General features: G+C 62.1%; 11 protein-coding genes. 6 read left to right on the top strand and 5 right to left on the bottom strand.

The genetic code is table 11. The annotated features are described in order from the left end of the window. Nucleotides 1–196 precede the first annotated feature (196 nt). From ACXX9E_RS15150 to ACXX9E_RS15135, 4 genes are all read right to left on the bottom strand, one after another. A complete protein-coding gene (locus tag ACXX9E_RS15150) occupies nt 197–913 on the bottom strand; it encodes an MgtC/SapB family protein (RefSeq protein ID WP_008084043.1) in 717 nt (238 codons plus the stop codon). Between the two features lie 138 nt (nt 914–1,051). Then, nucleotides 1,052–3,751, bottom strand: a complete 2,700-nt coding sequence (gene mgtA / locus ACXX9E_RS15145) for a magnesium-translocating P-type ATPase (protein WP_458555634.1) — start codon at nt 3,749–3,751, stop codon at nt 1,052–1,054. Nucleotides 3,752–4,338: 587 nt separating this feature from the next. Then, nucleotides 4,339–5,673, bottom strand: coding sequence for a lysine N(6)-hydroxylase/L-ornithine N(5)-oxygenase family protein (locus tag ACXX9E_RS15140; protein ID WP_457237746.1), 1,335 nt, complete (start codon nt 5,671–5,673; stop codon nt 4,339–4,341). A 131-nt stretch (nt 5,674–5,804) separates the two neighbouring features. Further along, on the bottom strand, nt 5,805–6,287 hold the full coding sequence (locus ACXX9E_RS15135; protein WP_123463494.1) for a sigma-70 family RNA polymerase sigma factor: 483 nt from the start codon (nt 6,285–6,287) through the stop codon (nt 5,805–5,807). A gap of 323 nt (nt 6,288–6,610) precedes the next feature. On the opposite strand from ACXX9E_RS15135, the gene ACXX9E_RS15130 reads away from it, so the two are divergent. Genes ACXX9E_RS15130 through ACXX9E_RS15120 form a run of 3 tightly spaced genes read left to right on the top strand, consistent with a single transcriptional unit; the run spans nt 6,611 to nt 11,150 of the window. Continuing rightward, complete coding sequence (locus ACXX9E_RS15130; RefSeq protein ID WP_458555633.1) at nt 6,611–7,774, top strand: efflux RND transporter periplasmic adaptor subunit; 1,164 nt, start codon at nt 6,611–6,613, stop codon at nt 7,772–7,774. Beyond that, entirely contained in the window at nt 7,775–9,748 is a 1,974-nt protein-coding gene (locus tag ACXX9E_RS15125) for a MacB family efflux pump subunit (RefSeq protein ID WP_458555632.1), read from the top strand. 7 nt (nt 9,749–9,755) lie between these two features. After that, nucleotides 9,756–11,150 (top strand): efflux transporter outer membrane subunit, encoded by a 1,395-nt coding sequence (locus tag ACXX9E_RS15120; protein ID WP_457237744.1) that lies wholly within the window; start codon nt 9,756–9,758, stop codon nt 11,148–11,150. 174 nt (nt 11,151–11,324) lie between these two features. Here ACXX9E_RS15120 and pvdP read toward each other — a convergent pair whose 3' ends face one another. Further along, entirely contained in the window at nt 11,325–12,950 is a 1,626-nt protein-coding gene (gene pvdP, locus ACXX9E_RS15115) for a pyoverdine maturation tyrosinase PvdP (protein ID WP_458555631.1), read from the bottom strand. 207 nt (nt 12,951–13,157) lie between these two features. Between pvdP and pvdM the strand changes: the two genes are divergently transcribed. The 3 genes from pvdM to pvdO are packed head-to-tail and all read left to right on the top strand — an operon-like array spanning nt 13,158 to nt 16,730. Continuing rightward, a complete protein-coding gene (gene pvdM, locus ACXX9E_RS15110; RefSeq protein ID WP_458555630.1) occupies nt 13,158–14,528 on the top strand; it encodes a pyoverdine-tailoring dipeptidase-like protein PvdM in 1,371 nt (456 codons plus the stop codon). After that, nucleotides 14,525–15,805: a pyoverdine-tailoring periplasmic protein PvdN gene (gene pvdN, locus ACXX9E_RS15105; RefSeq protein ID WP_458555629.1), complete on the top strand. Its 1,281-nt coding sequence runs from the start codon at nt 14,525–14,527 to the stop codon at nt 15,803–15,805. Before pvdM ends, pvdN begins: the two co-directional genes overlap by 4 nt. A gap of 37 nt (nt 15,806–15,842) precedes the next feature. Continuing rightward, on the top strand, nt 15,843–16,730 hold the full coding sequence (gene pvdO / locus ACXX9E_RS15100; protein WP_447807916.1) for a dihydropyoverdine dehydrogenase: 888 nt from the start codon (nt 15,843–15,845) through the stop codon (nt 16,728–16,730). Nucleotides 16,731–16,835 lie beyond the last annotated feature (105 nt).

The raw sequence follows: 16,835 nt of genomic DNA, 5'->3' as shown, positions 1-16,835 counted from the left end.
ACTGATGATCCCCCCATTATTTCCGGCCATTCCTTGCCGAACTTTCCAGGTATCAATTGCACAGCCGTAATACCGTACCGAGTAATCAGGACGCCGGGCATCTCTGCTCCGGAACCAATAGTGATCGAGCCCCAAGGTCGAAAATGTAAGTTCTTTCCTGTCGCCGTGTAGGACAATTCCCAGCAACCGAGAAATGTTACTCGGTGGTACTCGGACTCCAGAACGCTTGCACCACCAGCGCCGAGGTCGAAATCCGCGCCACCAGCGCATCCAGCTCATCACCATCGACCGAGGTGGTCGCCAGCGTCGCTTCAATTTCTATTTCATCGGCACCGAAGGCATGCACATCGACATCGCTGGCGGGATAGTTGCTGCGCTCCAGTTCCGCCTCGAGCAAGGCGAATACGGCTTTCTGCTGTGACCGCCGGGCGATGACGTAGACGATGTTGGTGACTTCCGCCGAGACCACGTCCAGTGGCTGACGGTTGATGTTGTTGACGATCGGCCGCAACAAGGTGTTGGCGGCGAGGATGAACAGGGTGCCGAGCACCGCTTCGGCGAGCAGGTCGGCACCGGCGCAGGCGCCGACGGCAGCGGATGTCCACAGGGTGGCGGCGGTATTGAGACCGCGCACGTTGCCCTCTTCGCGCATGATCACCCCGGCACCGAGAAAGCCGATGCCGGAGACCACGTAGGCAACCACGCGCACCGCGCCTTCGGCGCCGGCGAGACGATTGGCCATGTCGACGAAAATCGCCGCACCGACCGCCACCAGCACATTGGTGCGCAGGCCGGCGGTGCGTTGCCGGTACTGGCGTTCGAAACCGATCAGGCCACCGAGGATGAAGGCGGCGCTGAGGCTGACGAGGGTGTCGAGCAGCGAATCGAGGTTGAGGTTGTTGATGGCTTGCATAGTCTTGTCCTTGAAACACATAACCTTTGCAGGAGTGAGCCTGCTCGCGATAGCGGTGTGTCAGTCACTGCAATGTTGACTGACACACCGCTATCGCGCGCAGGCTCACTCCTACAGGGGAACAGCGTTGTTCTGCGGTTATTGCCAGCCGAACCGACGGATGTAGAAGCCTTTCACCGCCTGGGTCAGCGCCATATACGCCAGCAGGATCATCGGCAGGAACACGAAGTACATCGACGGCAGCGCCTGCAGTTTGAAGTAGTGCGCCAGCGGCCCCATCGGCAGGAAGATGCCGACCGCCATGATGATCCCGGTCATCACCAGCAGCGGCATGGCTGCACGGCTTTGCAGGAACGGAATCTTCGGCGTACGGATCATGTGCACGATCAGCGTCTGGGTCAGCAACCCCACCACGAACCAGCCGGACTGGAACAGGGTCTGGTGGTCCGGGGTGTTGGCATCGAATACGTACCACATCAAGGCGAACGTGGTGATGTCAAAGATCGAACTGATCGGCCCGAAGAACAGCATGAACCGACCGACATCCCCCGGCTGCCAGCGCTGCGGTTTTTTCAGCATGTCCTCATCGACGTTGTCGAACGGAATCGCAATCTGCGAAATGTCGTAGAGCAGGTTCTGCACCAGCAGATGCATCGGCAGCATCGGCAGGAACGGAATGAACGCACTGGCCACCAGCACCGAGAACACGTTGCCGAAGTTCGAACTGGCAGTCATCTTGATGTACTTGAGCATGTTGGCGAAGGTGCGGCGTCCTTCAAGCACGCCCTCCTCCAGCACCATCAGGCTCTTCTCCAGGAGGATGATGTCGGCGGCTTCCTTGGCGATGTCCACCGCGCTGTCCACGGAAATACCGATGTCAGCGGTGCGCAGCGCTGGCGCGTCGTTGATCCCGTCGCCCATGAAACCGACCACATGGCCGTTACCTTTGAGGATGCGCACGATGCGCTCCTTGTGCGTCGGCGTCAGCTTGGCGAAGACGTTGGTGTTCTCCACTGCCACGGCCAGTTGGGCATCGCTCATGCGCTCGATGTCATTGCCCATCAGCAAGCCCTGCTGCGCCAGACCGACTTCGCGGCAGATCTTCGCGGTGACCAGCTCGTTGTCGCCGGTCAGCACTTTCACCGCCACACCATGCTCGGCCAAGGCCTTGAGTGCCGGCGCGGTGCTTTCCTTCGGTGGATCGAGGAATGCCACGTATCCGATCAGCGTCAGTTGCTGTTCATCGGCCAGGCTATAAGTGTCGCGCCCCTCGGGCAGCGACCGGGCAGCGACCGCCACCACGCGCAAGCCTTCAGCGTTGAATGCTGCGGTGACCTGACGAATCCGGGTCAGCAATTCATCGCTCAAGGCTTCCTCGACGTCACCGTGCTGCACACGGCTGCACACCGCCAGCACTTCCTCCACCGCGCCTTTGCAGATCAGCAGATGCGGTTCGCCACGCCCTTCGACCACCACCGACATGCGCCGACGATTGAAGTCGAACGGGATCTCGTCGACCTTGCGAAACGCTGTGCCGACTTTCAATTCACGGTGGACTTCCACGTGTTCCAGCACTGCCACGTCGAGCAGGTTTTTCAGCCCGGTCTGGTAGTAGCTGTTGAGGTAGGCCATTTCCAGCACGTCGTCGGAGTCATCACCCCAGACATCGACATTGCGTGCCAGAAAGATCTTGTCCTGGGTCAGGGTGCCGGTCTTGTCGGTGCACAGCACGTCCATCGCACCGAAGTTCTGGATCGCGTCCAGACGCTTGACGATGACTTTCTTGCGCGACAGGAACACCGCACCTTTGGCCAGCGTCGAGGTGACGATCATCGGCAGCATTTCCGGGGTCAGACCCACAGCGATCGACAATGCGAACAGCAGCGCTTCGGTCCAGTCGCCCTTGGTGAAACCGTTGATGAACAACACCAGCGGCGCCATGACGAACATGAAGCGGATCAGCAGCCAGCTGACTTTGTTGACGCCCGTCTGGAACGACGTCACGGCCCGGTCAGTCGCCCCGACCCGTTGTGCCAGCGCCCCGAAATAGGTGCTGTTGCCGGTGGTGAGAATCACCGCCACCGCCGTGCCGGACACCACGTTAGTGCCCATGAACAGGATGTTTTCCAGCTCCAGCGGATTGCGCGTGTCGCGGTCGGCCTGACGCGGGAATTTCTCCACCGGCATAGACTCGCCGGTCATCGCCGCCTGGCTGACGAACAAGTCCTTGGCGCTCAGCACCCGGCAGTCGGCGGGAATCATGTCGCCGGCCGACAGTACGATCAGATCGCCCGGCACCAGTTGCTTGATCGGCAATTCGCTGCGCGGCGCGTCACGGCGCATCACCGTGGCGGTGTTGCTGACCATCGCTTTGAGCGCATCGGCGGCCTGGTTGGATTTGCTTTCCTGCCAGAAGCGCAGCAGCGTCGACAACACCACCATCGAGAAAATCACGGTGGCGGCCTTGAGGTCTTCGGTCAGCCAGGAAATCACCGCCAACAGGGTCAGCAGCAGGTTGAACGGGTTTTTGTAGCAGTGCCAAAGGTGCGTCCACCACGGCAGCGGCTGCTCGTGTTCGACCTCGTTGAGACCGTACTGCGCGCGCAGTGCGTCGACTTCAAAATCGGTCAGGCCATCGGTGTGGGTACCCAGCGACGTCAGCAGTTCGCCGCTGTCGCGATGGGCTGCATCGACCAGCGTGTTGGCCAGGGTGGGCGGCACTTCACGGCTGACCGTGGTGTCTTTGATTGATTCCAGCAGCGCCAGGCGACGGAAGTGCCGGGCGATGTGGCGTGTGCGCAGGAAGCCTGCGAAAAATTCCTTGAGCGTAAGTTTCATGGCTGTTGCCCCTATGGTCAGCCGGGAAACCGTCAAGCAGGTACGACCGCGCCTCGTGCGCCGGAAAAACCGGCACGGCAAGGCTTGGCGCGCCGGTCAGAAAAGACAGGCGTGTCGATAAAGTTGCGATGACGACCGTGCAGGTCGAAAGCACACTTTTTCAGTGTCGATGAGAAGGACGTCGGGACATGGTCTCAACAGACCATGATCGGGATGCCGCTGCTCGCTTTACGGCGAGACAACGGCAGAGAAAGGCTGCGCGTTATCTTGCCGAGAATCTGCCGGTTACCGAGACCGGCCGACAACTGTCACTCGAACAAGTACCCACTGTGGGTCTCCGCTATTGATGAAAACGCGCGAAGCTTACGCCCCGATGATTGGAGAGTAAACCCGTGTAAGGAAGTGTGTCGGGAAATGTTGGAGATGTTCAGGAAGGGTTCAGAAATCAGATTTTTCTTAGCCATAAGGGCCCCATCGCTGGCAAGCCAGCTCCCACAGGGATCTCCAGTGAACACAAATTTTGTGTCCAACACAGATCCTGTGGGAGCTGGCTTGCCAGCGATGGCGGTGTATCAGGAAATACTGAGTCAGCTGGCAGCCGCCAACAACAGATCCGCCATCGACCGATGCCCTCGGTGCTTGCCATGCTCATACAACGAGCCGGCGATCTCGTCGGCGCGAATCGGCAACACCGACAGCAATGTGTCGCTCAGACCATGGCTGGCCTGGCAGAAGCCCTGCATGTACAGACCGGCCTTGCAGCGCTCGTCGGTGATCAGTTTGTAGTTGCGATCGACCTCGAAGTCACCCAGGTATTCTTCCAGCGGTGCCAGCAGTTTGCGGTGCATCTGCCGTTCGTAACCGGTGGCCAACACCACGGCATCGTAGATCCGCACAGTGACTTCGCCGGTGGCGTTGTTGCGCACCGCCAGTTCGATACCGTTTTCGCTGGCGGTGGCGCTCTCGACGGTGGTCAGGGTGCGGAACGCATGACGGGCGATCCCGGAGACCTTCTGGCGATAGAAGATGCCGTAGATGCGCTCGATCAGATCAATGTCCACCACCGAATAGTTGGTGTTGTGGTACTCGTTGACCAGACGCTCGCGCTCGGCGCTGCTCTGCTGGAACACCAGGTCGGTGAATTCCGGCGAGAACACTTCGTTGACAAACGGGCTGTCGTCCGCCGGTTTGAGCGCCGAGCCGCGCAGGATCATATCGACCTGCACCGACGGGAACGAATCGTTCAGGTCGATAAAGGCTTCCGCCGCGCTCTGCCCGCCGCCGATGATGGCGATGCTCATCGGCTGATTGTTCACGCACGGCTGGTTGGCCATTTGCGCCAGGTACTGCGAGTGATGGAACACGCGGCTGTCACCCTTGAGTGCCTTGAACGCCTCCGGAATCCGCGGCGTGCCGCCGGCGCTGACCACCACCGAGCGGGTGGTGCGCACATGTTGCAGGCCCTGGCTGTCGCGGGAAATCACCCGCAGCGCTTCAACCTGATGGTTGTGCAAAACCGGTTCGATGGTCAGCACCTCTTCGCCGTACCGGCTTTGCTCGGTGAACTGCCCGGCCACCCAGCGCAGGTAATCGTTGTATTCCATGCGGCACGGATAAAAGGTGCCGAGGTTGATGAAGTCCACCAGACGCCCGTGTTGCTTGAGGTAGTTGACGAAGGAGTACGGGCTGGTCGGATTGCGCAGGGTCACCAGATCCTTGAGGAAGGAAATCTGCAGTTCGCTCTGGGTCGACAGGGTATTGCCGTGCCAGCTGTAGTTGGCCTGCTTGTCGAGAAACAGCACATCCAGTTCGCCCTGGGTCGGGCCGCGCTCTTGCAGAGCGATGGCCAGCGCCAGGTTCGAAGGGCCGAAACCGACGCCGATCAGGTCGTGAACGATGGGCGATGCAATTGCCTGTGTCATTTCCAGTGTCCTCTGGATGAACCCCTCAACACGGGGATAAAGCCTGGGTGGCCTGACCGGCCTGAAACAGGTCAGCAGGTCGTCTGTTGAGTAGGAACGAGGACGATGAAAAGAAATTTAACGAGGACGGCTCAATGGGCGTCCCATTGCTTGATGCGCAACCGGCAGTGCTTCATGGCGTTGACGATATGTTTCTCCACCAGTGCCTTGGAAATGCCGAGGGTCGCGGCGATTTCCGGATGGGACAGGCCTTCGATCTTGCGCAGCAAAAAGCTGTCGCGGCACAGCGGCGGCAATTCTGCCAATGCGCGCTGAAGCATTTCCAGGCGCTGGCCGTGATCGAGGGTGCCGTGGGGCGACGGGGTGAAATAGCGTTCTTCGCTGTCGAGTACGTCGAGCGATTCGACCTGACGCAGAGCATTGCGCCGATGGTCGTCGATGACCAGGTTCAGCGCCGTGCGATAGAGAAACGCCCGGGGTTGCTCGATCGGTGTATCACTGGAGCGCTCCAGCACCCGCACATAAGCGTCATGCACCACATCTTCGGCAACCTGACGGTTGCCCAGCCTGGCGTTCAGGAAACACACCAGCTCGCGATAGTAGTTTTCCAACATGACTCCCGACCGTATCAATGCAATTCCTGTCCTTGAGCACACGGTTCCAGCCGCGGGCGATCCGCAGTAGCAAGAGGGTGGCAACTTGAGGTGCGTAATTTATAGTAATTCTCATATAGATTTAAAGCGCTGTTTCCACATCCTGGCCAAATAGTCCGCTGCAGCTAGCGGTTACTTGATGTATGCGGGCTTAAATTCCCTCGTGCATGCATCGTTTACAGGACAGCTCCCCGTATCTGTCGCGCCTTGCGACAGCATTCAGCCTCCGCGCACCGCGCTGCCTGCGCTGAATGACGGGCCGAATTCACTGGCCGGAACCCTGCATGAAACGTCCCCGCCCCGCCCGACGCGCCCTGTTCGCCGCCCTTTGTCTGATTCCCGTGATTGCCGTTGCCGCATGGCAGGTGCTGCCGCCCGGACGAGACGCTCTCGCCACCGTGCAGGTGACCCGCAGCAACATCGAAAACAGCGTGACCGCACTCGGCACTTTGCAGCCGCGTCGTTATGTCGATGTCGGTGCGCAGGCGTCCGGGCAAATCCAGAAGATCCATGTCGAGGCAGGCGATACGGTCAAGGAAGGCCAGTTGCTGGTGGAGATCGACCCGTCCACGCAAAAAGCCAAACTCGACGCCGGGCGCTTCTCCATTGAAAACCTCAAGGCGCAACTGCAGGAACAGCGTGCGCAGCACGACCTCGCGCGGCAGAAATACCAGCGCCAGCAGCAACTCGCCGCCGGCGGCGCCACCCGTGAAGAAGATGTGCAGACCGCCCGCGCCGAAGTGCGCGCGACCCAGGCGCGCATCGACATGTTCCAGGCACAGATCGGTCAGGCCCAGGCGAGCCTGCGCAGCGACGAAGCGGAGCTCGGCTACACACGCATTTTTGCGCCAATGAGCGGCACCGTGGTCGCGGTAGGTGCCCGGGAAGGCCAGACGCTCAATGCGCAACAGCAAACCCCGCTGATCCTGCGCATCGCCCGGCTCTCGCCCATGACCGTGTGGGCCGAGGTTTCCGAAGCGGACATCGGCCACGTCAAACCCGGCATGACCGCCTACTTCACCACCCTCAGCGGTGGCAGCCGACGCTGGAGCAGCACCGTACGGCAGATTCTGCCGGTGCCGCCGCGCCCGCTCGAGCAGAACCAGGGCGGCAGCCCCACCAGCGGGCGCAGTGGCAGCGAACGCGTGGTGCTCTATACCGTGCTGCTCGACGTCGACAACGCCGACAACAGCCTGATGACCGACATGACCGCGCAAGTGTTCTTCGTCGCCCAGCAGGCACAGAACACCCTGACTGTGCCGAGCGCCGCCCTGCAACCGGGCACGCGTGCGCAGTGGCAACGCGTACAGATCGTCGCCACCAACGGCGACATCCAGTCCCGCGACGTGCGCACCGGCATCAGCGACCGCCTGCGCACACAAGTGCTCGAAGGCCTGGCCGAGGGCGATCACATCCTCAGCACGCCAGCCACCGGCAGCGGAGGCTGAATGCACACGCCCCTGATTGACCTGCGGCAGATCCGCAAATCCTACGGCGGCGACGACAGTCCGCAGGTGCAGGTGTTGCGCGGCATCGACCTGTCGATTCATGCCGGCGAGTTTGTCGCCATTGTCGGCGCGTCCGGCTCCGGCAAATCGACGCTGATGAACATCCTCGGCTGCCTCGATCGCCCCACCAGCGGCGAATATCGCTTCGCCGGTGAGGACGTCGCGCAACTGGACAGCGACGAACTGGCCTGGCTGCGCCGCGAGGCGTTCGGTTTCGTGTTCCAGGGCTATCACCTGATTCCGTCCGGTTCCGCTCAGGAAAACGTCGAGATGCCGGCCATCTACGCCGGCACCCCGGCGGCGGAACGCCATGCGCGAGCCCATGCGTTACTGGAACGTCTCGGTCTGGGCACGCGCACTGGCAACCGTCCGCATCAGCTTTCCGGTGGTCAGCAACAACGGGTGTCGATTGCCCGGGCGCTGATGAACGGCGGCCACATCATTCTCGCCGATGAACCCACCGGCGCCCTCGACAGCCACAGCGGCGCCGAAGTCATGGCCCTGCTCGACGAGCTCGCCGGCCAGGGTCACGTGGTGATTCTGATCACCCACGACCGCGAAGTGGCGCAACGGGCCCAACGCATCATCGAAATCCGCGATGGCTTGATCATCAGCGATACCGCCAAACATCCGTCAGCCGCCGTCCGCCGTGCCAACCCCGGTGCCCTGCAAGCGGTCGATCTGCGCCAGCGCCTGAGCACCGGCAGCAGCCAGACCAGCGCCTGGAAAGGTGAACTGGTGGACGCCGTGCAAGCCGCGTGGCGGGTCATGTGGATCAATCGTTTTCGCACCGCGCTGACCCTGCTCGGCATCGTCATCGGCGTGGCCTCGGTGGTGGTGATGCTGGCCGTGGGCGAAGGCAGCAAGCGTCAGGTGATGGCGCAGATGGGCGCCTTCGGATCCAACATCATTTACCTCAGCGGCGCCGCTCCCAACCCGCGCACGCCGCCGGGCATCATCACCCTCGACGACGTCGCCGAGCTGGCTGCCCTGCCCCAGGTCGAACGCATCATGCCGGTCAACGGCTCGACCGCCGGCGTGCGTTTCGGCAATGCCGACCACAGCAGCTACGTCGGCGGCAATGACACCAACTTCCCAAGCATATTCAACTGGCCGGTGGTTCAGGGCAGTTACTTCACCCAGGCCGACGAAGACAGCGCCGCCGCCGTGGCGGTGATCGGCACCAAGGTGCGTGACAAATTGCTCAAGGATGTCGCCGACCCGATCGGCCAGTACATCCTGATCGAAAACGTACCGTTTCAGGTGCTCGGGGTTCTGGCTGAAAAAGGCTCAAGCTCCGGCGACTCCGACAGCGACAACCGCATCGCCGTGCCCTATTCCGCCGCCAGCATGCGCCTGTTCGGCAGCCGCAATCCGGAATACGTGGTGATCGCCGCCAAGGACGCACGCAAGGTCAAGGACGCCGAACAGGCCATCGAACAGGCGATGCTGCGTCGGCACCACGGCAAAAAGGACTTCGAACTGACCAACAACGCCGCGATGATCCAGGCCGAGGCGCGCACCCAGGGCACGCTGTCGCTGATGCTCGGCGCGATTGCCGCCATCTCCTTGCTGGTGGGCGGTATCGGCGTGATGAACATCATGCTCATGACCGTGCGCGAACGGACCCGCGAAATCGGCATTCGCATGGCCACCGGCGCCCGCCAGCGCGACATCCTGCGCCAGTTCCTCACCGAAGCGGTGATGCTCTCGGTGGTCGGCGGCATTGCCGGCATCAGCCTGGCGATGCTGGTCGGTGGCGTGCTCGTGTTCAGTGGCGTGGCGATCGCGTTTCAATGGCTGGCGGTGCTCGGGGCCTTCACCTGCGCGCTGATCACCGGCGTCCTCTTCGGCTTCATGCCTGCCCGCAAGGCTGCCCGGCTCGACCCGGTCACGGCCCTTACCAGTGAATGATCGTTCTATGAAAGCGCCACTGACACTCCTTGCCGCCAGCCTGATGCTGGCGGCCTGCAACAGCCCTGCGCCGCGCCCCGACAGCGGCGTGCAGCCACCGCCCGCCTGGCAATCGCCTGACCATCCCGACGCGGTGCAGAGCAATCGCCAGTGGTGGACGCAGTTCGGCAGCCGCGAACTCGATCGACTGATCGAACAGGCGCGCCTGGGCAGCCATGACCTCGGCGCCGCCGTTGCCCGGGTCCGGCAGGCACAGGCCAGCGCGACGATTGCCGGCGCTCCGCTGCTCCCGGAAATCAAGGCCGGACTGAATGCCAACCGGCAGAAACTGTTGCACGGCAAGGGCTACAGCCAGCTCGACGTCAAACCGGACAATCGCTCTCTGGATTACTACGACGCCGAGTTGAGCGCCAGTTACGAAATCGACTTCTGGGGCGGTAAACGCGCGGCGCGCGACAGTGCCGTGTTCGGCGTACAGGCCAGCGAATTCGACCGTGCCACCGTGGAGCTGACCTTGCAAAGCGGCGTCGCTAACAGTTACACCCAGGCCCTGGCGTTGCGCGAACAGGCGCGGATTGCCGCGCTCAATCTGGCCAACGCGCAAAGCGTCCTGCACCTGGTGCAAACCCGGTTTGATGCCGGCAGCGCCACCGCGCTGGAACTGGCCCAGCAGAAAAGCCTGGTCGCCGAGCAACAGCGCAAATTGCCGCTGGTGCAGCAACAGGCCCGCGAAGCGCTGATCACCCTCGCCGCCCTGCTCGGCCAACCGGTGCAGGCGCTGTCGGCACCGCAACAGTCATTCGAACAATTGCAGTGGCCGAACATCGCCAGTGGCGTACCCAGCGATCTGCTGAGCCGGCGCCCGGACATCGCCAGCGCCGAAGCCAAACTGGCGGCCGCTCAGGCTGACGTCACTGTGGCCCGCGCCGCCATGCTGCCGAAAATCACCCTCACCGCCAGTCTCGGCACTGGCGCCGATCTGGCTGCAGACCTGCTGCGCACGACGTTCTATAACCTGTCATCCGGGCTGACTGCGCCGATCTTCAACAACGGGCGCCTGAGCGCCGAACGCGACAAGGCCAAGGCCCGTCAGGACGAGCTGCTGGAGAGCTATCGCGGGGCGATCATCAATGGCTTCGCCGACGTGGAAAAAGCCCTCAGCAGCATTCGCGGCCTCGATGAACAACGGCAATGGCAAAGCGAAGAACTGAGCCAGGCGCAAACCGCGTTTGACATTGCCCAGAGCCGCTATCAGGCCGGCGCCGAAGACTTGCTGACGGTGCTGCAAACCCAGCGCACCTTGTATGCGGCGCAGGATATGAATGTGCAACTGCGCTTGTCGCGACTGCAAGCGAGCATTGCCTTGTACAAAGCGTTGGGCGGTGGCTGGCAAGTGATCTGAGCGCAAATTAGCGACTGGTCCGACGCCTTCGCGAGCGGGCTCGCTCCCACATTGGTTCTGCGTCGTTTACAAAGTCCCCTGTGGGAGCGAGCCCGCTCGCGAAAGCGCCGGATCAGGCGAACCAACATCCCCAGGCAAAAAAAATCGCAGCACCAGGCTGCGATTTTTTTGCGCTTAGAGTTGCCGCCCTTTGACTTTCAGATGCCGCGCATACCACGGCCGCTGCGGCACTTTGCGAAACAGGTCGGCCATGTGGTCTTCGTCGCCGAAGGTGATGCGCAGCGCCAGCTTCATGGTTTCCGGGTCCATCTCCACCGAGCGTCCGACTTGCAGACCGGGCACCGTGCTGCAGCCGTGGGTGTCCGGGCCCAGCCAGGGATCGTCGACCTCAACCCAGCGTCCGGGCGCAAACCACGGTACGCCGTTGACCTCGAGACGACTGACTTCCCCCGGATGAAAGCGCTCGTGGGCCCGGAACCAGTCCTCGATGCGATCGTCGATCCAGCCGTGAAAACGCCAGAACACCGGGTTCACATGGGAGGAAAACGGGTCACCGAGAAAGTCGTTTTCCGGGACGTACCAGCGCGCGGCAAAATCGGCCTGATCGCGTGCCATCGGCACCGGAATGTCATTGGACGGATCACGCGCCACTGACGCCCAGCGCATGTGCAACCAGTCGTGCAGGCCCAGTTCGACTTCCGAACCGAACTGGCCGAGGGTGAGTTTCGACAAGTACCGCGGGTCGCGATACTGCGACTCCCAGACCTGGAAATTGCTGTGATAGGTCTCGGCGGCTTTGATGTCGCGGACCCATTTTGTGTATTCGTCGTCGCCTTCGGTCAGCCAGGTTGGCGGCAAGGCGTTGCCGTCATGGTTGTCGAAGTAGCGGGCGAAACCCTGGCGATCGCGTTCCAGTTCCGGTTGCGGCAGGGGAAACGCCGGCCAGGACGGCAAATCCTGCAACGAACGGGCCTTGCCGAGCATGTGCCGGTGCATGAAGAAAAAGTCGATGCCCGAGCCGTTGCGATCCTTGCGTGGCCCACGGGCGTCGCGCTCCTTGTCACGCGGGCCGGGCTGCCAGCCGATGCCACGCAAGGCTTCGCGCTTTTTCTCCGACAGTTTGTGCCACTTGTCCCGCGTGGCGTGCCAGAGCTGGTGGAACAAACGATGTTCCGGCGCCACCAGCCAGGCCAATAGCGTCGGGTTCAATCCGGCACGTTCACGGGCCTCGGGGAAACGTCGCTTGATCGCGATGAAATGATTGTCGAGTTCGGGCAAACCCAACGGCCGGTCCAGATGCAAGACCTGCCCGGTGAAGGTGCCGCTGCCAGCATTGCCGAACGCCGCCCAGACTTCGTCCAGTTTGACTTTGAACTCGTACACCGGTGGTGCTTGCGGCGCATCGGTGCGCAGCAACCGCCAGTACATCTCGGCGCCATTGCCCGGTGCCAGATCGCCGATCACCTGATAACGCGCCGGTGCATCAGCGCGCAGGTTGGCACCGGTATCGAGATAGCCACGCAAGCCGCGGCCACGCTGGGCAATGTCGAGAAACAATTCCAGCCCTTCGTCGGGCAGGCCGTCCAGCCCCGCAGCAGACCCGGTAAAGCGGATATCCCAGACGCCGCGCAGGCTGTCCGCCAGTTGTTGACCGGCCGTGTCGGCCAGATCGACCGTGGCCTCTCCCGGGGTGACCGGAAATTCCTCACGGGTCAGCTCACGATGTGCATAAAAAGCGGCAGGCAGCGCGGCGCCCGTGAGTGCCATGCCCGCCATGAACCAGCGTCGAGAGATCGTCATTGCCCTACCTGTGTCAGCCATGAAGCAGGCTTTATCCAAGCTAGAACGTTTGCTCGCCGAACAAATTTATGGCCTCGGTAAAAGATCACCACGCGCCGGCAGCGCTTTTCTCGCGCCTCACTAAATTACCCGCCCGACCACTCGTTCCTCCCAGATAGCGAAGGCCCCTGCGCCTGCACCTCGACGGCGAACCTGAATGAGATGGCAATGACAAAAACGCGTTCGAAAAAGGCTCTATTTATCGGCCTGCCGCTGGCCTTGGCGATCAGCGCCGGCGCAGGGTTTCTGGCCTGGAATTATTGGTTTCGGGACAACCCCGGCTACCCGGTGAAAGTGATGAAGCAGGCGACCGAATTGCAGGATCGGCTCCTCTCGTTCGACAGCCACATCACCGTGCCGCTGAGTTTTGGCGCCCACGGCAACGAAGCCGACAAGGACGGTTCCGGGCAGTTCGACCTGATCAAGGCCAATCGCGGGCGCCTGTCCGGCGCGGCGCTGACCGTGTTCGGCTGGCCGGAGATGTGGAACGGCCCGAATGCCCCGCATCGCCCGACCGAAGGCTTTGTCGAGGAAGCACGCAATCAGCAGGAAGTGCGCTACAAAATCATTTCCGGGATGGTCCGCGACTTTCCCAATCAGGTCGGTATCGCCTACACCCCCGACGATTTCCGCCGCCTGCATGGCGAAGGCAAGTTTGCGATTTTCATCAGCATGCTCAACGCCTACCCGCTGGGCAATGACCTGAGCAAGCTCGACCTGTGGGCCGGGCGCGGCATGCGCATGTTCGGCTTCAGCTACATCGGCAACAACAGCTGGGCTGACTCGTCGCGACCGCTGCCGTTTTTCAATGACTCGCCGGACGCCCTCGACGGCCTCTCCGACATCGGCAAGCAAGCGGTGCAGCGCCTGAATGATCTGGGCGTGATCATCGACGTCTCGCAGATGTCGACCAAGGCGCTGGAGCAAGTCGCGCAACTGAGCCGCACGCCGATCGTGGCCTCGCACTCGGCGCCACGGGCCGCGGTGGATATTCCGCGCAACCTCAGCGACAAGGAATTGCAACTGATCAAGAACAGCGGCGGCGTGGTCCAGGTGGTCGGGTTCTCGCAATACCTCAAACCGCTGACCCAGGGTACCCAGGACAAACTCAACGCCCTGCGCGCAAGCTTCGACTTGCCGCCACTGCCCAACCTGGCCATGGCCCTGATGCCGGGCGACCCGATCATCACCGCCTGGTCCGAGCAGAAACTCGGCCAGTACGCCAGCGGCCTTTACGCGATTCTTGAAGAAGAGCCGAAAGCGACCCTCAAGGACCTCGGCGACGCCATCGACTACACCGTGCGCAAAATCGGCATCGACCATGTCGGCATCGCCTCGGACTTCAACGATGGCGGCGGCATCAAGGGCTGGGAAAACGTCGGTGAGATCCGCAACGTCACCGCCGAGCTGATCCAGCGCGGCTACTCCGAAGCGGACATCGCCAAGCTGTGGGGCGGCAACTTCATGCGCGTCTGGGAGCAAGTACAGAACGCCGCCAAACCGGCACTGGCCTCCCGTCAGGACGCAGCCAGACCATGACTGACCGCCGTACTTTTCTGAAACAGGCAGGGGTGATCGCAGCAGCCCTGCCAATGGGCGCAAGCCTGACATCGCCGGCGATGGCGTCCACTGCGCCGGCGGGTGACAAATGGGCCCGGCTGCGTCAGTTGTTTGATCAGGACCCGCAGGCGATTCACTTCGCCAATTTTCTGATCACCTCCCATCCCAGGCCCGTGCGCGAGGCCATCGAGCGTCATCGTGCAGCACTGGACCAGAACCCCGGCCTGGCCATGGACTGGGACTTCGGTGTCACCGAAAAGCGCGAAGCAAACGTGCGGGTCTGGGCCGGCAAATACCTGCAGGCCCAGCCCGGCCAGATCGCCCTCACTGGCAGCACCACCGAAGGCCTGGCGATGATTTACGGCAGCGTGCAGGTGCGCCCGGATCAGGAAATCCTCACCACCGAACACGAGCACTATTCGACCCGCAACATTCTCGCTTTCCGCAGCCGCCGCGATGGCACACGGGTGCGCAAACTCAAACTGTTCGAAACGCCGCAAAGCATTTCGCTGGATCAGGTGCTCGACACGATCAACCGCAACATCCGTCCCGAAACCCGCGTGCTGGGCATGACCTGGGTGCACTCGGGCAGTGGCGTGAAGTTGCCGATCGCCGAAATATCGCGACTGGTCGATGCACACAACCGGCAACGCGACTACAAGGACCGGCTGATCTACGTGGTCGACGGCGTGCACGGCTTCGGTGTCGATGACCTGAGTTTCGCGCAGATGAACTGCGACTTTTTCATTGCCGGCACCCACAAATGGATGTTCGGCCCACGCGGCACCGGCATCGTGTGCAGCCGCAGCGAAGAGGTGAAGTACGTCAGCCCCAGCGTGCCGACGTTCTCCGAAGCCACAACGTTTGGCACCACCATGACCCCGGGCGGTTACCACGCTTTCGAACATCGCTGGGCGGTGGACGAAGCCTTCAAGTTGCACCTGCAATTGGGCAAGGCCGATGTTCAGGCGCGCATCCATCAGCTCAACAGCTACCTGAAGCAGCGCCTGCGCGAACACGCCAACATCGAGCTGGTGACCCCGCTCGATCCGCAATTCTCTGCCGGTTTTACCTTCTTCCGGGTCAAGGGACAGGACAGCGATGAAGTCGCCGCCTACCTGATGAACAACCGGGTGATCTGCGATGCCGTCAGCCGCGACGTCGGCCCGGTGATCCGCACCGCGCCCGGCCTGCTCAACGACGAAACCGAAGTGGACCGGTTCATGGCCATTCTCGGTAAAAGACTGCGCGCCTGATCCCTCGACTCCAGTTTTCCTTTCACAGAGACGACTCATGAAAAAGCCTCACGCCTCATTCCCCTTCAAGGCCCTGCCCGCCCTGGCCCTGACCGCGCTGTGCGCCGGTCTGTTGCCCGCGGCCGCACAAGCGGCGACACCGCCGGCGCCGGGCAAAGTGTTCAAGGACTGCAAGGACTGCCCGGAAATGGTCGTACTGCCGACCGGCACCTTCACCATGGGCACCCCGGAGGACGAAGTCGGGCGCGAGCCGGACGAGGGTCCGCGCCACGAAGTGACCTTCAGCAAACCGTTCGCCATCAGCCGCTTCCAGGTGCTGGTGGGCGAATGGGACGCGTACGTGCGCGAAACCGGCAACAAACCGTACGACTTCGACGACCGCCCCGGCCGCCGCTGCACCGCCGGCAAACCGCAATTCAAACAGACCGCGCGCGACCCGGCGGTGTGCATGAACGTCGCCGAAGCCCAGGGCTACATCGACTGGCTGTCGAAAAAAACCGGCCAGGCCTATCGCCTGCAAAGCGAATCGATCCGCGAGTACGCCGCCCGTGGCGGCAGCACCGGGCCTTTCCCGTTCCCGTTCGATGAAGGCAACAACTACCAGATTTCCAAACACGCCAACACCTATGGCGCTGCCGACGGCTACAACTTCACCTCGCCGGCCGGCACCTACCCGGCCAACGCCTTCGGCGTTTACGACGCCCACGGCAACGTCTACGAATGGACTGCCGACTGTTATCACAAGGACTACGCCGGGGTGCCCAACGACGGTCGTCCCTGGACGCAGGAAAACTGCGAACGCCAGGTCATGCGCGGCAACGACTGGGGCGAAGCACCAGTGTTTTCTCGCTCCGGCAACCGCAACAGCAGTTGGCCGACCAGCAAGGGCGACTGGCTCGGCTTCCGGGTCGTGCGCGACCTCTGAGCCTGCCCGCCACGACCGCAGCCCGTCTGCGGTCGTTTAAAGAAACTGCGTGACCATTCGTTTTCCTTAAGTACCGGCACTCCCTCCGCACCGAAGCAGGAATCC

Source organism: Pseudomonas sp. GNP014 (assembly GCF_054344005.1).
Note: the sequence above shows the minus strand (reverse complement) of the source record. Positions and strands in the feature narration are given on the sequence as shown.

Bases quoted from the DNA above. Each gene is read 5' to 3' on its own strand.
- ACXX9E_RS15150 (WP_008084043.1), bottom strand. From the start codon at position 913: ATGCAAGCCATCAACAACCTCAACCTCGATTCGCTGCTCGACACCCTC.
- mgtA (WP_458555634.1), bottom strand. From the start codon at position 3,751: ATGAAACTTACGCTCAAGGAATTTTTCGCAGGCTTCCTGCGCACACGC.
- ACXX9E_RS15140 (WP_457237746.1), bottom strand. From the start codon at position 5,673: ATGACACAGGCAATTGCATCGCCCATCGTTCACGACCTGATCGGCGTC.
- ACXX9E_RS15135 (WP_123463494.1), bottom strand. From the start codon at position 6,287: ATGTTGGAAAACTACTATCGCGAGCTGGTGTGTTTCCTGAACGCCAGG.
- ACXX9E_RS15130 (WP_458555633.1), top strand. From the start codon at position 6,611: ATGAAACGTCCCCGCCCCGCCCGACGCGCCCTGTTCGCCGCCCTTTGT.
- ACXX9E_RS15125 (WP_458555632.1), top strand. From the start codon at position 7,775: ATGCACACGCCCCTGATTGACCTGCGGCAGATCCGCAAATCCTACGGC.
- ACXX9E_RS15120 (WP_457237744.1), top strand. From the start codon at position 9,756: ATGAAAGCGCCACTGACACTCCTTGCCGCCAGCCTGATGCTGGCGGCC.
- pvdP (WP_458555631.1), bottom strand. From the start codon at position 12,950: ATGACGATCTCTCGACGCTGGTTCATGGCGGGCATGGCACTCACGGGC.
- pvdM (WP_458555630.1), top strand. From the start codon at position 13,158: ATGACAAAAACGCGTTCGAAAAAGGCTCTATTTATCGGCCTGCCGCTG.
- pvdN (WP_458555629.1), top strand. From the start codon at position 14,525: ATGACTGACCGCCGTACTTTTCTGAAACAGGCAGGGGTGATCGCAGCA.
- pvdO (WP_447807916.1), top strand. From the start codon at position 15,843: ATGAAAAAGCCTCACGCCTCATTCCCCTTCAAGGCCCTGCCCGCCCTG.